General features: G+C 61.6%; 12 protein-coding genes and 1 pseudogene. 7 read left to right on the top strand and 6 right to left on the bottom strand.

Annotated features, from left to right (window positions below; all coding sequences use genetic code 11):
- Positions 1–13 precede the first annotated feature (13 nt).
- Entirely contained in the window at positions 14–1,063 is a 1,050-nt protein-coding gene (locus tag AMK02_RS08700; RefSeq protein WP_064801942.1) for a LacI family DNA-binding transcriptional regulator, read from the bottom strand.
- A gap of 399 nt (positions 1,064–1,462) precedes the next feature.
- Between AMK02_RS08700 and AMK02_RS08695 the strand changes: the two genes are divergently transcribed.
- Both AMK02_RS08695 and AMK02_RS08690 read left to right on the top strand, forming a co-directional pair.
- A complete protein-coding gene (locus AMK02_RS08695) occupies positions 1,463–2,995 on the top strand; it encodes a sensor histidine kinase (RefSeq protein ID WP_064801940.1) in 1,533 nt (510 codons plus the stop codon).
- Positions 2,996–3,113: 118 nt separating this feature from the next.
- A pseudogene (locus tag AMK02_RS08690) lies at positions 3,114–3,738 on the top strand (carboxymuconolactone decarboxylase family protein).
- Between the two features lie 26 nt (positions 3,739–3,764).
- Here the strand turns inward: AMK02_RS08690 and AMK02_RS08685 are convergent.
- Both AMK02_RS08685 and AMK02_RS31085 read right to left on the bottom strand, forming a co-directional pair.
- Positions 3,765–4,739 carry an alpha/beta hydrolase gene (locus tag AMK02_RS08685; RefSeq protein ID WP_189637017.1) on the bottom strand — a complete coding sequence of 325 codons (975 nt, stop codon included), beginning with the start codon at positions 4,737–4,739 and terminating at the stop codon, positions 3,765–3,767.
- A gap of 68 nt (positions 4,740–4,807) precedes the next feature.
- Positions 4,808–5,101, bottom strand: coding sequence for a hypothetical protein (locus AMK02_RS31085; RefSeq protein ID WP_145924220.1), 294 nt, complete (start codon positions 5,099–5,101; stop codon positions 4,808–4,810).
- On the opposite strand from AMK02_RS31085, the gene AMK02_RS08675 reads away from it, so the two are divergent.
- Positions 5,091–5,654: a nucleoside 2-deoxyribosyltransferase gene (locus tag AMK02_RS08675; RefSeq protein WP_064801934.1), complete on the top strand. Its 564-nt coding sequence runs from the start codon at positions 5,091–5,093 to the stop codon at positions 5,652–5,654. The genes AMK02_RS31085 and AMK02_RS08675 overlap by 11 nt on opposite strands.
- 11 nt (positions 5,655–5,665) lie before the next feature.
- Here the strand turns inward: AMK02_RS08675 and AMK02_RS08670 are convergent, their stop codons facing one another.
- Positions 5,666–6,553, bottom strand: a complete 888-nt coding sequence (locus tag AMK02_RS08670; RefSeq protein WP_064801932.1) for a LysR family transcriptional regulator — start codon at positions 6,551–6,553, stop codon at positions 5,666–5,668.
- 114 nt (positions 6,554–6,667) lie between these two features.
- On the opposite strand from AMK02_RS08670, the gene AMK02_RS08665 reads away from it, so the two are divergent.
- The 4 genes from AMK02_RS08665 (at position 6,668) to AMK02_RS08655 (ending at position 9,426) form a co-directional block, all read left to right on the top strand.
- Positions 6,668–7,519, top strand: coding sequence for an oxidoreductase (locus tag AMK02_RS08665; protein WP_064806087.1), 852 nt, complete (start codon positions 6,668–6,670; stop codon positions 7,517–7,519).
- A gap of 146 nt (positions 7,520–7,665) precedes the next feature.
- On the top strand, positions 7,666–8,664 hold the full coding sequence (locus AMK02_RS08660; protein ID WP_064801931.1) for a ketopantoate reductase family protein: 999 nt from the start codon (positions 7,666–7,668) through the stop codon (positions 8,662–8,664).
- Between the two features lie 167 nt (positions 8,665–8,831).
- On the top strand, positions 8,832–8,990 hold the full coding sequence (locus AMK02_RS31675) for a hypothetical protein (protein WP_164517743.1): 159 nt from the start codon (positions 8,832–8,834) through the stop codon (positions 8,988–8,990).
- A 124-nt stretch (positions 8,991–9,114) separates the two neighbouring features.
- Entirely contained in the window at positions 9,115–9,426 is a 312-nt protein-coding gene (locus AMK02_RS08655; RefSeq protein ID WP_064801929.1) for a DUF1883 domain-containing protein, read from the top strand.
- A 12-nt stretch (positions 9,427–9,438) separates the two neighbouring features.
- Here the strand turns inward: AMK02_RS08655 and AMK02_RS08650 are convergent, their stop codons facing one another.
- Complete coding sequence (locus tag AMK02_RS08650) at positions 9,439–10,755, bottom strand: replication-associated recombination protein A (RefSeq protein WP_064801927.1); 1,317 nt, start codon at positions 10,753–10,755, stop codon at positions 9,439–9,441.
- On the bottom strand, positions 10,752–12,155 hold the full coding sequence (locus AMK02_RS08645) for a DegQ family serine endoprotease (protein ID WP_064801925.1): 1,404 nt from the start codon (positions 12,153–12,155) through the stop codon (positions 10,752–10,754). The genes AMK02_RS08650 and AMK02_RS08645 overlap by 4 nt, the downstream gene beginning before the upstream one ends.
- Positions 12,156–12,221 lie beyond the last annotated feature (66 nt).

Here is a 12,221-nt window from a genome sequence, read left to right as displayed (position 1 = left end):
CCCCGTTTCAATTTCACGCTCTGCCGGCTCTCGCCGGCGCGGCTTTACCGGCGCCGCAACTTTCGCGGACGACCAGCCGAACGGCTGTCGTTACCGTCTCGGCTTCCGCCTTGCCGGCATTGATCTGCTTGAGGAGCATCTGCGCGCCGCGGCGCCCGATGCCCTGCGGATCGACCGAGACCGTCGTCAGCGCGGGAACCGCCGCCTGAGCCTCGATGACGTCGTCGAAGCCGACGACGGCGAAGTCGGCGCCCGGTTCCAGACGGCGCGCACGCAATCCGTCGCAGACTCCGAAGGCGACGGCATCATTGAAGCAGACGGCTGCAGTGGGTCGGTCGCCAAGGGCGATCGCCTTTCCGATTGCCTCCACGCCGCCCGCTCGCGACGGGGCGGACGAGATCACGAGTACCTCGTCGTATCCGAGCCCGGCCGCCTCCATTCCGCTGCGGTAACCGGCAAGGCGATCGTCGAAGACAGCGGTATCGGGAAAGCCACCGAGAAATGCGATGCGCTTATGACCGAGACCCACCAGATGCTGAACGGCGGACATCATACCGGCCCGGTTGTCGGAGACGATGGACGAGACTTTGGCGCCAGGCAGATTTCGAACGACGACCACGACGGGAATGCCTGCCGCGACCAGCGGCTTGAAGTCGGCGGCATCGGTGGCGCGCGCCGGCGAGACGATCAGGCCCGAAATGCCATGTTCGCGCATCGATGCGACAACCTCGCGCTGCCTGTCGATGCTCTCACCGGTATTCGACAGGAACTGCACGAAACCCGCCGACTGAACGACCATATCGACCCCGACCGCCAACTCCGCAAAGAAGCTGTTCGTCAGATCGTTCACGACGACTCCGATGATCCTCGATTTGGAACCGGCCTGCCGAAGATTGGCTGCGCCGCGATTATAGACGTATCCGAGCTCGCGCATCACGGCATTGACCTTGGCACGTGTCGCCTCGTTGACCAGGGAGGATCCCTGAAGCACGAGCGACACCGTCGACTTGGAGACATTGGCGGCCTTCGCAATGTCTATGACGGTCACCCGCGCCTTTGTCACTTCACCCTCCCGACGTCGTCGTCGACTGATGTCTATTTATTTGGAACGTTCCAAATATGTCAAGAACCAATTCAATTAAAGCTGCGCTTTATTGACCTTTCTCTAGCCCTATCACGCCGCGAGGCGGGGACGATTTTTGGAACGATTTAAAATATGGGATCAATCCGACAGGCTTTTCCCAACGTTGCGAGCTCGGGCCACCCTGCGAAATCTCTCATTCTTCAAGCCAAAAGATGAAGCGCGGCAATGTCGTGGATCCAATAGCCTGACGCAGAATCGCGATGCAGTTCTGCTGGAATTGCTCTCAAGGAACTCCCGCCCAGAGGCATTAGCGAAACTTTATCGTTTGTGGCTAATGCTACGGATAGGGGACGTGCCAGATCTAAAGCGGGGCCGGAAATGCCGCATTCGTTTGAAGCCATTCTGGAGAACCTGCCGCAGGGCATTGTTCTCCTCGATTCTGCCGATACAGTGACGGCCTTCAATTCCCGCGCGCTCGACATTCTCGGCCTTTCCGATGGCACTCTGCGCAGGGGAATGAATATCGACGGCCTGCCCGGCACCGCCGCCTGCCGTGCAGCGGCCTGTTCACGGTTGACGACCGGTAGGCCGCACACCTCGCAGTTTGCACTGGCCGACGGACGGATGATCTCATTGACCTGCGCCCCGTCGAGAGCGGGAAGCTGGATCCTGAGCTATGAAGACATCTCGACCCTCAGCCGCGTCGCAGACAGTCTGAGCGAACAACATCAGCGGTTCGACGCAGCTCTCAGCAACATGCCACATGGACTGTGCATGTTCGATTCGATGAAGAAGCTGATATTGTGCAACGCATCTTATGCACGGATGTACGATCTGCCGGATTTTCTCACTCAACCCGGAACGTCGCTGGTGGACATCCTCGCCTATCGGAGCCGGCTGGGAAATGGTCCGGCAGACACCGCCACCTATTTTGACGTTGTCTTCGAAGCGACGGCACTAGGCGCGCCGGCGAGCCAGAACATCGCGCTCACCGACGGGCGCATCATCAAAATCACCCACAATCCGATGCAGAACGGCGGATACGTGGCGACCCACGAGGATGTCACCAAGACTGTGCGGCTCGCGGAAGAGCTGCGCCGCCATCACGATCGGCTCGAAGTTACCGTGCAAAGCCGTACGGCGGAGGTCGAGCGGCAGGCGCGCGAGCTTGAGCGGATGCTCGCCCAGGAGCGGAGCATCAACGAATTGCAGCGGCAGTTCGTGGCGATGGCATCACATGAATTCCGTACGCCGCTTGCAATCATCGATGCTGCCGCCCAGCGACTGTTGCGGAAGGGAGGCGCGGTCGAGCCCGATTTTCTCAATGACAAGGTCGAACAGATCCGTGCATCGGTGAGCCGGATCGTCGATCTCATGGAGAGCATCCTGTCGGACGGACGCCTCGATACCGGGGAGATCGATATCAGTTACGACGCCTGCGCCCTGGGACCGTTGATCAGAACCTGCTGCGAGCGGCAGTCGGCAATCTCGAAGACGCATGGCTTCGTGCTTGACATAGACGGGTTGCCGGAATTCATCGATGCCGATCCCCGCAGCTTGAGCCAGGTCTTTACCAATCTGCTCTCGAATGCAGTGAAATACGCGCCAGGAACATCCGAAATTCGGATTGCGGCATGGGAGGAGACGGGCAACGTCAAGGTTTCGATCAGCGATGACGGCGTGGGGATCGATGCTGAAGACGTGCCCCGGTTGTTTCAGCGCTATTTCCGGGCGCGCACGTCGACGGGGATTGCCGGAACGGGTATCGGCCTCAACCTTGTGAAGCAGATCATCGAACTGCATCAAGGCTCGATAGAGGTGCGAAGTGCAAAAGGGTGCGGATCCACCTTCACGGTCACTCTTCCAATCAGGAGAGCCGCTGACGTTCTGGCGGGCAACGACGTTGCCTGATCATTCAGATCCTCAAATGGCGTCCTCTAGGGCCGATGGCTCGTTCCCGAACTGATGGCGCAGGATTGCTGTCCGGCATATCTACCCTATCCTTCTCGCAATAGAGGAGGACCATGCCATGGCTTTCATTCACACCCCGGATGCATCCGCCAGCGAGAGGACGACGTCGATGTACGCGTCGGCCGAGGCGAATTATGGTTATCTGCCGAACATGTATCGTGCCTTCGGCCATCGGCCGGAGGTGATGGAGAGCTGGGCGGGGCTGCTTTCGAGCATTCGCAGCCATATGAGCCCCAGGCGCTATGAACTGGTGACGCTGGCGGCCGCCAAGGAGCTCAAATCCTCTTATTGCATGCTGGCGCACGGCTCGGTGCTGCTGCGCGAGGGATTTACCAGCGACGGGCTGACGGCCCTTGTCAACGAGACGGAAAAGGCGCCGGTCGATGCCGGCGAACGTGCGATCATGGCCTTTGCGGCCAAGGTGGCGCGCGATGCGACGTCGGTCACGCAGCAGGATATAGACGGGTTGAAAAAACACGGGCTGAGCGACGCCGAGATCTTCGACGTCACGGCCGCCGCAGCCGCCCGCTGTTTCTTTCTCGAAAATGCTGGATGCGCTCGGCGCTGCCCCCGACCACGCCTATATCGAACGGCTGGAGCCGAATGTGCGAAAGGCGCTCAGCGTCGGCCGGGAGGTCGAACGGCCTCTGGCGCCTTCACCGGCCAGCGGCACATCGCAATGATGCGGTGACGCCGGCTGCCGTGACCGCTACTCTTCCGGCTTATCGGCAAAGTGCCGGATTGCAAACTCGGCAATAGTCTGGCTCGAGCGATCGGCATCGTCGAGCATCGCGGGAAACAGTTGCCACTGATGCGGCATGCCCGCCCACACCTCGGTGGTGACATCCACGCCCTCCCGGCGCGCCTTGTCGGCAAGGCGCAGCGTGTCATCAAGCAGGGCTTCGCCGGAACCGACCTGCAGCAGCAGCGGTGGGAATCCGGTCATGTCGGCGTAAAGCGGTGATGCCTGAGGATCGGTGGCAGGCCGGCTGCCGAGATAGGTCTTGCGCAAGGTCTCGATCGACGCCTTATCGACCAGCGGGTCGCTGCCGGCATTTGCCGTCATCGTTCCGCCCGTCGCGGCAAGATCGGTGATCGGGCTCAGCGCAATCACGGCCGCCGGCAAGGGTTTGGCCGCCTGCTTCTGCCGCAGCACCGTCTCGAGCGCAATATTGCCACCGGCGCCGTCTCCTGCCACGACGACATTCTCGTTGCGATAGCCGTTATCGAGAAGCCAGCGATAGGCCGTCAGCGCGTCGTTGATCTGGGCGGGATAGGTATATTCCGGCATCAGTCGATAATTGATCAGAAGCACGTCGCTGGATGCGGCCTTGGCGAGCGAACCGGCGAACAGGCTATGCGTGCGGATGGAACCGCCGGAAAAGCCGCCGCCGTGAATGTAGAGAATCGCCCTTTTGCCGATCGGATGATGGAGCCGGGCGGGCCACATCAGCTCGCCATCCACACCATCGGCATCGACCTGCCGGACCTGAATGCGCGTCGGCCCCGGCATCGTCTCCATCAGCCTGGCGAAAGCAGCCCTGCGCTCTTGCAGGCTGTCGGCGCCGGCGAAGTGCTCCTTCCACAGGCCGAGCAGTTTTTCGACCTGGGCACGCGAGGACTGGCTTTGCGGCCCGATGTCCTCTCCCAGCGCCAGCGGTGCCGATAGGATCAGCGCGGCCAATACGGGAAACAGATATCCGAGCCGCTTCGGCGCTCTTCGATCAGCATTTGACAAAATCCGCCCCTTCATCAATCTCTCCCGATGATGCTGCCGATGGCCGTATCTTTGGCCGCTTCGCCCAGCGAAGTCAAAAGGGTGACGAGCGCAACCTTCCGCTTTTTCGTCTTCCAACGAGCAGCCTGATGCCGGCCCGCGGCAGCTGCGGCCTGCTGCGGGCTGACCGGGCTGTCATCGGAAAAAATCGACAATTGCTGCCGGCGCGGCTTGCCATCTGCCAGGCTTCCATCGGAAATAGGTGCCGCCCTGCCCTCAACTCCCGTGCTTCGGTTCGCGTAGGAATGAAGGATACCGATGATCACCATTTACCTTGCCGGCCCGGAAGTCTTTCTTCCCGATGCATTGCCCATCATGGCCGAAAAACGCCGATTGGCGCGTCAGTTCGACTTCGAACCGACCGGTCCCGGCAGCGACGAAAACCAGACACCCGTGAAGCGGACGGCTGCAGAGATCTACGCCCGCAATGACGTCGCAATGCGCCGGGCCGAAATTTGCCTCGCCAATATCACGCCCTTTCGCGGCGTCAGCGCCGATCCCGGTACAGTCTACGAGATCGGCTTCATGATTGCTCTCGGCAAATCGGTCTTCGCCTATACCAATCACCCCGACGACTATGGGCTGCGCGTCCGCTCGATCTGGTATGCGGGAATGGAGATAGACGAGACGAGCGGACGCCCGCGCGGGCCTGACGGCATCGCCATCGAAAATCACGGCATGGCCGACAACCTGATGATCGACGGAGGCGTCGAGGCGGCGGGAGGCAAGGTATTCCGTGCGACCGCGCTGCCGGCGGATCCTGCCCGCGACCTCACAGTTTATCTTCAGGCGCTTCAGACGATCGCCGGCATGCGCGGGTAGGACTGCACGCTTCACTCCGCCCTGATCGCGTCGATCACCGCTCTGAAGCCCGCAGACATGTGGCGGCGGCTGGGATAGTAGAGATAGAGCGGTTCCTCCGGCTGACACCAATCATCGAGCACCTGGACGAGCTCTCCGTCGGCAATGGCCTTTGCGACGCGAGGCTCCCAGATATAGGCAAGGCCGACGCCGCCGAGCGCTGCCTGCATCATCAGTTCATGATCGTCGAGTGACAGCGGACCGGTCGGCTGAAAACTCACCGTCTGGCCGTCCTTCTCGAATTCCCAGGCATAACGCGCACCGGAGGGAAACATGTTCTGGATGCAGAGGTGGCGCTTGAGCTCGTGAGGCGTTTCCGGCCTCGGGCGCCTCTCGAAATAGCCGGGTGAACCGACGACGACCAGGCGGATGCGCGGCTTGATGCGCAAGGCGATCATGCCTTCCGTGACGCGCTCGCCGAAACGGATGCCGGCATCAAAACCCTCCTCGACAATGTCGACCAGCCTGTCGGTCGCGTTGATTTCCAGCTGCAGATTGGGATTACGCTCAATCAACGGTGCGATGACACGGCCGATGACGAAAGGACCGATCGAATTCGGCACGTTGATCCTCACCCTGCCGAAGGGGGTGTCGCGGTAGCGGTTCAGCGCATCGAGGGCCGCCGCCATCTCCCCGAAAGCCGGGGCGAGATGCGAGACAAGGAGTTCGCCGGCTTCCGTCAGCGAAACGCTGCGTGTCGTGCGGTTAAGCAGGCGGACGCCAATTCGGTCTTCCAGATTGAGCACGGCATGGCTGACGGCAGAGGCAGTAACGCCCCGCTCCTCCCCCGCCTTGCGGAAGCTCTTGTGCCGCGCCACGGCCGCGAAGGCGGCCAGTTCGGAAAGTTCGGTCGCACGCATTATTGAACTGTACTCATCATAGTTTCAATAATAACAAATCTTATACAGCACCGGAATTTCGGTCAAATTCAGCCCGTCAGCACAAAGATGCGACGCCAACAAAAGGAATTCGTCATGAAAGTCTGGTTCATCACTGGTGCATCCCGCGGTTTCGGCGCGCTGATGACCAAGGAAGCACTTGCATCAGGCGATGCCGTCATCGCCACCGCCCGCAACCCGAAGACCATCATCGAGCAATTCGGGGACCATCCGAACCTGCTGGCCGTCGCCCTCGACGTCACCAACGAGACGCAGGCGAAGGAGGCTGCGGCCGCCGGCATCGCCCGCTTCAGCCGCATCGACGTTCTCGCCAACAATGCCGGCTACGGCCTCCTCGGCGCGGTCGAGGAAGCCACGGCCGAAGAGATCGAAAAGATCTATGCCACCAATGTCTTCGGTCTCCTGAAGGTGACACGCGCCGTGCTGCCCTATATGCGTCGCCAGCGTTCCGGCCATATCCTGAACTTCTCCTCGATCGGCGGTTATTTCGGCTATCCCGGCTGGGGCGTCTACGGCTCGACAAAATTCGCCGTCGAGGGACTGTCGGAATCCATGGCCGCCGAACTCGCACCCTTCGGGATCAAGGTGACGATCGTCGAGCCCGGCTTCTTCCGCACGGACTTCCTCGCCGACACCTCGCTGGCAATAAGCCCTGCTTCCATCGCCGATTACGAGGGCACGCCGGCCGGAAACATGCGCAATTTCGCCGCCGACGCCAATCACGCCCAGCCCGGCAACCCCGCCAGGCTCGCGGCTGGCATCATGACGATGGTCAACTCGGCCAACCCACCGCTTCGCATGCCGTTCGGCAGCGATACGGTCGCCATGATCGAGGCGCAGCGTGCGAGTGTCGAAAGGGAACTGGCCGCATGGCGCGAGCTTGCCGTCTCCACGGATTTCGCAAGCGATGCAATGGCTGGGGCCTGAGCAGCCAGGATCGATGCCGTCGCATTCAAACTTGGAGATGCGGCGGCAACACCATGATCATGGAAAGAACACCTTGTGGCAAATTGGCATTCGCCTCTCGCCGGGGATGGCCTATGTAGTCAGCGTGACCCGTGAAGAGGCAACGCATGTCCATCAAGACCATCTGTATCTATGGCGCCGGCGCCCTTGGCGGCACCATCGCCGCCAAGCTCGCAGGCAGGGAAGATAACGACGTCTCCGTCGTCGCGCGTGGCGCGCATCTCGACGCGATCCGCAGCCACGGTCTCAGCCTGCGCGAAGCCGATGCGGAAACCCCGCTCAAGGTGCACGTGACAGCAACCGACGATCCGAAGACATTGCCGCCGCAGGATCTCGTCATCACCGGCCTCAAGGGGCACCAGCTGCCCCCTGCCGCGGAGGGGATCGCCGGTCTGCTCAAGCAAGGCACCCGCGTCGTCATGATCCTCAACGGCATTCCGTGGTGGTATTTCCATCGCGATACCAGGAGCGGACATGCGGAACTGCAATTTGATGAGCTCGATCCCGGCGGCAGGCTCTGGCGGCTGATCGGGCCGGACCGCGTGATTGGCTGCGTGGCTTATCAAGGTGCGGAAGTCGTCAGCCCGGGCGAGATCCGGCTCTCTCATAACGGCCGCTTCGTGCTTGGCGAACCCTGCGGCGAAATGTCTGCCGACCTTTCGGCCATAGCAGCAGTGCTGACCGGCGCCGGCCTCAGCATTACGACCACGACGGACATCCGCAGTGAAATCTGGAGCAAGTTGATGGGCAACGCCGCCTTCAACCCGATCAGTGCTCTGACACGGGCGCTGATGACTGACATCATGGCGGATCCGGCGCTGATGGATATGGTCAGCAAGGTCATGAAGGAAGTGCGCGCCGTCGGCGATGCGGTCGGCGCAGATTTCGCCATGTCAGTCGAGCGGCGGCTGGAGCAATCGCGCCACATCGGCGGCGTTCGAACCTCGATGCTGCAGGACTTGATCGGCGGCAAGGCGCTCGAAATTACGCCGCTTGTGGGCATGCTGGTGGCGCTTGGACGCCTGACCGCCGTGCCGACACCGGTATCGGAAACGATCCTGGCGCTGGTGACGCAGCTGGATCGGGAAAACCGGCGCGGCAACTGAAACGAGGAGAACGGCAGCCATCAGGCGGTCATCCCTTTCCGACACCGCGCGCCGAAATTTCCGCCGCCCGCCTTTATGCCATTCCTATATTTTTGTCCCTCGCCCCGAATGGATTTCCTATCGCAGCCGGCTGTAGATTCTCGCCGTAACGGCAAGGGTCAAACGCCATGCGAAATATCATGTCCTCCGCCTTCCACGCTCTTCGCCCACATCGGATCACGCGCGGCGACCGGCGGATGCGCGAGAGGCGCACCGCCTGGGCGCTCATCGCCTTCAGCGTCCTGCTGGCCTGCGTCGAACTTTACATCGTCTACTCCGCATTCTGAGCCCTCTGCGCGTGTTTTCCACGCAGCGAGAGAAGGCATGGGCTGAAGGGGCCGATTTCCAACTTTTCGTTAACCGGCATGCTGGTAAAATCTCGTCGCCAAGTTATCAGATGCCACGAGACCGATGCCGAAACCGAATTTCCGCTTCACCCATTACGATCTCAAGGAACAGCGAGCCGGAACGATCGTCGAGGTGTCGCTGAATGCGGTGAACAATGTTCGTCTGATGACGGCGCCGAACTTCCAGCGGTTCACCGAGGTTCTCGATTTCAAATATATTGGCGGCGTGGCGCGCAAGTCACCCGTCAAGCTCACCGTTCCGGAAAGCGGCCACTGGCACGTCGTCGTCGATATGGAAGGCCACCACGGCCTTGCCGAATCTGCTGTCAAGGTGATCGCCGCGCCACCCAATCAGAAGACGCCGCGTTCTTCCTGACATTCGGACGGGTCAGCGCGGATTGCGCTCCTTACGAAGCTTCGCCCACCATTCCAGCCGCTTGCGGATATCGCGTTCAAAACCGCGTTCCGGCGGATCGTAGAAGGTCTGGCGGCCCATTTTCTCCGGGAAATAATCCTGGCCGGAAAAGGCATCCGGCTCGTCATGGTCGTAGCGATAACCTTCACCATAGCCCTCGCCTTTCATCAGCTTGGTCGGCGCATTGAGGATATGCTTGGGCGGCAGCAGCGAACCGTTCTGCTTCGCGGCCTGGCTTGCCGCCTTGAAGGCGGTATAAACGGCATTCGATTTCGGAGCGGTGGCGAGATAGACGCAGGCCTGGGCGAGCGCCAGCTCCCCCTCCGGCGATCCGAGATAGTCATAGGCATCCTTGGCGGCGTTGCAGATCACCAGCGCCTGCGGATCGGCAAGCCCGATATCCTCCACCGCCATGCGCACCAGACGCCGGCCGAGATAGAGCGGATCCTCGCCGGCATCGAACATGCGGGCGAGATAATAGAGCGCAGCATCCGGGTCCGAACCGCGCACCGATTTATGCAGCGCCGAAATGAGGTTGTAGTGACCGTCCTGCGCCTTGTCGTAAACCGGGGCGCGGCGCTGGACGATACGCGTCAGGCCTTCGGTATCGAAGCTCTCGCCCTCGCGGGCGGCACGCCAGACCTCTTCGGCAAGCGTCAGCACCGCGCGGCCGTCGCCATCGGCCATGCGGATCAGGCTGGCGCGGGCCTCCTCGGTCAGGGGCAGCGGCCTCTGCTCGATCGCCTCGGCGCGCGTCAGCAATTCCTCCAGGCTCTCCTCGTCATGTGATTTGAAGGTGAGGACGCGGGCGCGCGACAACAGAGCGGCGTTGAGCTCGAAGGAGGGATTTTCGGTGGTGGCGCCGACGAGGATGACGGTGCCGTCCTCCATAACAGGCAGGAAACTGTCCTGCTGGGCGCGGTTGAAACGATGGATCTCATCGACGAACAGCAGCGTCTGGCGGCCGTCCATGCGGCGCATGCGAGCCGCCTCGAACACTTTCTTCAGATCGGCAACGCCGGAAAAGATCGCCGATATCTGCTCGAAGGCCAGCCCCGCCTCACCGGAAAGCAGCCGCGCCACCGTCGTTTTGCCGGTGCCTGGCGGCCCCCAGAAGATCATTGAGCCGAGCGAACCACTTTCGATCATCCTCTTCAGCACGCCGTCCTCTCCGGTCAGATGTTCCTGACCGGTGACATCGGCAAGCGTCTTCGGCCGCAACCGGTCGGCAAGCGGCCGCCTGGCGGCAACCTCTTCCGGAACACGCGGCGCGAAGAGATCATTGCTCATCGAAAGAACTGCCTGATGCGCTGGCCGTCGCGCTCGATCTCGACCCGCCACAGGCCGGGGTCGCTATCGGCGATCTCAGAGAGCTCTTTGGTCGATTTCACGTCCGTCCCGTTGATCGAAACGATGATATCCTTGGGCTCAAAACCAAGGCGGGCTGCCGGCGAATCCTCCTTGACATCCGCAACGACGACGCCCGCCGATTCCGAGGGCATACGCAATTCGTCTGCGACACGCGGCGACAGGTTTTCGACGACGGCGCCGGTAAAGGGCGTGCGCCCGCCGATAACGCGCTGGTCGCGCGGCGAGGTTTCCGGGGCGCGATCCAGCGCCAGCGATAACTGCTCCTCGCGACCGTTGTCGATGACGGTCAGATTGACCGATTTGCCAAGGCCAGCTGTCGTCAGGCGATAGAGCAATGCGTCCGGATGCTCGACGGAGATGCCGTTGACCGACGTGACGATCTGGCCGGCCTTCAGCCCGGCCTTGGCCGCCGGGCTGCCTTCAGAAACCTTGACGACGAGTGCGCCGCGCACTTTGTTGAGTCCAAGGGCTTCGGCGACTTCCGACGTCACCGCATCGAAGCTCGCGCCGACATAGGGCCGCTCGAATGATTTGACGCCGGCATCGGCGGAAGCGAGGAAGACCTTGACGAGATTGGCGGGAATGGCAAAGCCGATGCCGTTCGAGCCGCCGCCGCGCGAGAAGATCGCGGTATTGATGCCGATCAGTTCGCCCTTGATGTTCATCAGCGCGCCGCCGGAATTGCCGGGATTGATCGACGCGTCGGTCTGGATGAAGAAGCCGAACTCGTTCTTGACCACCTGGTTGCGGGCCAGCGCGGAGACGATACCGCTCGTCACCGTCTGCCCGACACCGAAGGGATTGCCGATCGCCAGTACGAGATCGCCGACCTCGACGTTATCGGAATTGCCGATCGGCAGCGTCGGGAAGCTCTCCTTGGTGTCGATCTTCAGCACGGCGAGGTCGACGCGGTCGTCGCGCAGCACCACCTTGCAGGGGAATTCGCGGCCATCCGACAGCGCCACCTTGATGTCGTCGGCGCCTTCGACGACGTGGTTGTTGGTGACGACGGTGCCGTTCGCCTCGACGATGACGCCGGAACCGAGCGAGGACTGCTTCTCGGATCGATTCGGCATCTGCTGGCCGAAAAACTGCTCGAAGAAGGGATCGCCGGCAAAGGGCGACTGGCGCTGGATGATCTTTTCCGCGTAGACGTTGACGACTGCGCCCGACGTCTGCTTGACCAGCGGCGCGAAGGAGAGCTGCATCTGCATCTGGCTCTCAGGCACCGTCTTTGCCGTCTGCGCCTGGGCTGCAGCCGGCAGAACGAGCATGAGAGCGAACAGCGAAACGGAGGCGCGCTTGAACAGGCCTTGCATGGGTATCCCTTTTGAATCCTCTTGACCAACGTTGTAGCGTCCGACGCTAGAAAGGAAAGAGGGCGG

The organism is Rhizobium sp. N731 (assembly GCF_001664145.1).
Classification (GTDB): domain Bacteria; phylum Pseudomonadota; class Alphaproteobacteria; order Rhizobiales; family Rhizobiaceae; genus Rhizobium; species Rhizobium esperanzae.
This window is presented reverse-complemented; position numbering and strand designations above follow the sequence as displayed.

Bases quoted from the DNA above. Each gene is read 5' to 3' on its own strand.
- AMK02_RS08695 (WP_064801940.1), top strand. From the start codon at position 1,463: ATGCCGCATTCGTTTGAAGCCATTCTGGAGAACCTGCCGCAGGGCATT.
- AMK02_RS08675 (WP_064801934.1), top strand. From the start codon at position 5,091: ATGATCACCATTTACCTTGCCGGCCCGGAAGTCTTTCTTCCCGATGCA.
- AMK02_RS31085 (WP_145924220.1), bottom strand. From the start codon at position 5,101: ATGGTGATCATCGGTATCCTTCATTCCTACGCGAACCGAAGCACGGGA.
- AMK02_RS08670 (WP_064801932.1), bottom strand. From the start codon at position 6,553: ATGCGTGCGACCGAACTTTCCGAACTGGCCGCCTTCGCGGCCGTGGCG.
- AMK02_RS08665 (WP_064806087.1), top strand. From the start codon at position 6,668: ATGAAAGTCTGGTTCATCACTGGTGCATCCCGCGGTTTCGGCGCGCTG.
- AMK02_RS08660 (WP_064801931.1), top strand. From the start codon at position 7,666: ATGTCCATCAAGACCATCTGTATCTATGGCGCCGGCGCCCTTGGCGGC.
- AMK02_RS31675 (WP_164517743.1), top strand. From the start codon at position 8,832: ATGCGAAATATCATGTCCTCCGCCTTCCACGCTCTTCGCCCACATCGG.
- AMK02_RS08655 (WP_064801929.1), top strand. From the start codon at position 9,115: ATGCCGAAACCGAATTTCCGCTTCACCCATTACGATCTCAAGGAACAG.
- AMK02_RS08650 (WP_064801927.1), bottom strand. From the start codon at position 10,755: ATGAGCAATGATCTCTTCGCGCCGCGTGTTCCGGAAGAGGTTGCCGCC.
- AMK02_RS08645 (WP_064801925.1), bottom strand. From the start codon at position 12,155: ATGCAAGGCCTGTTCAAGCGCGCCTCCGTTTCGCTGTTCGCTCTCATG.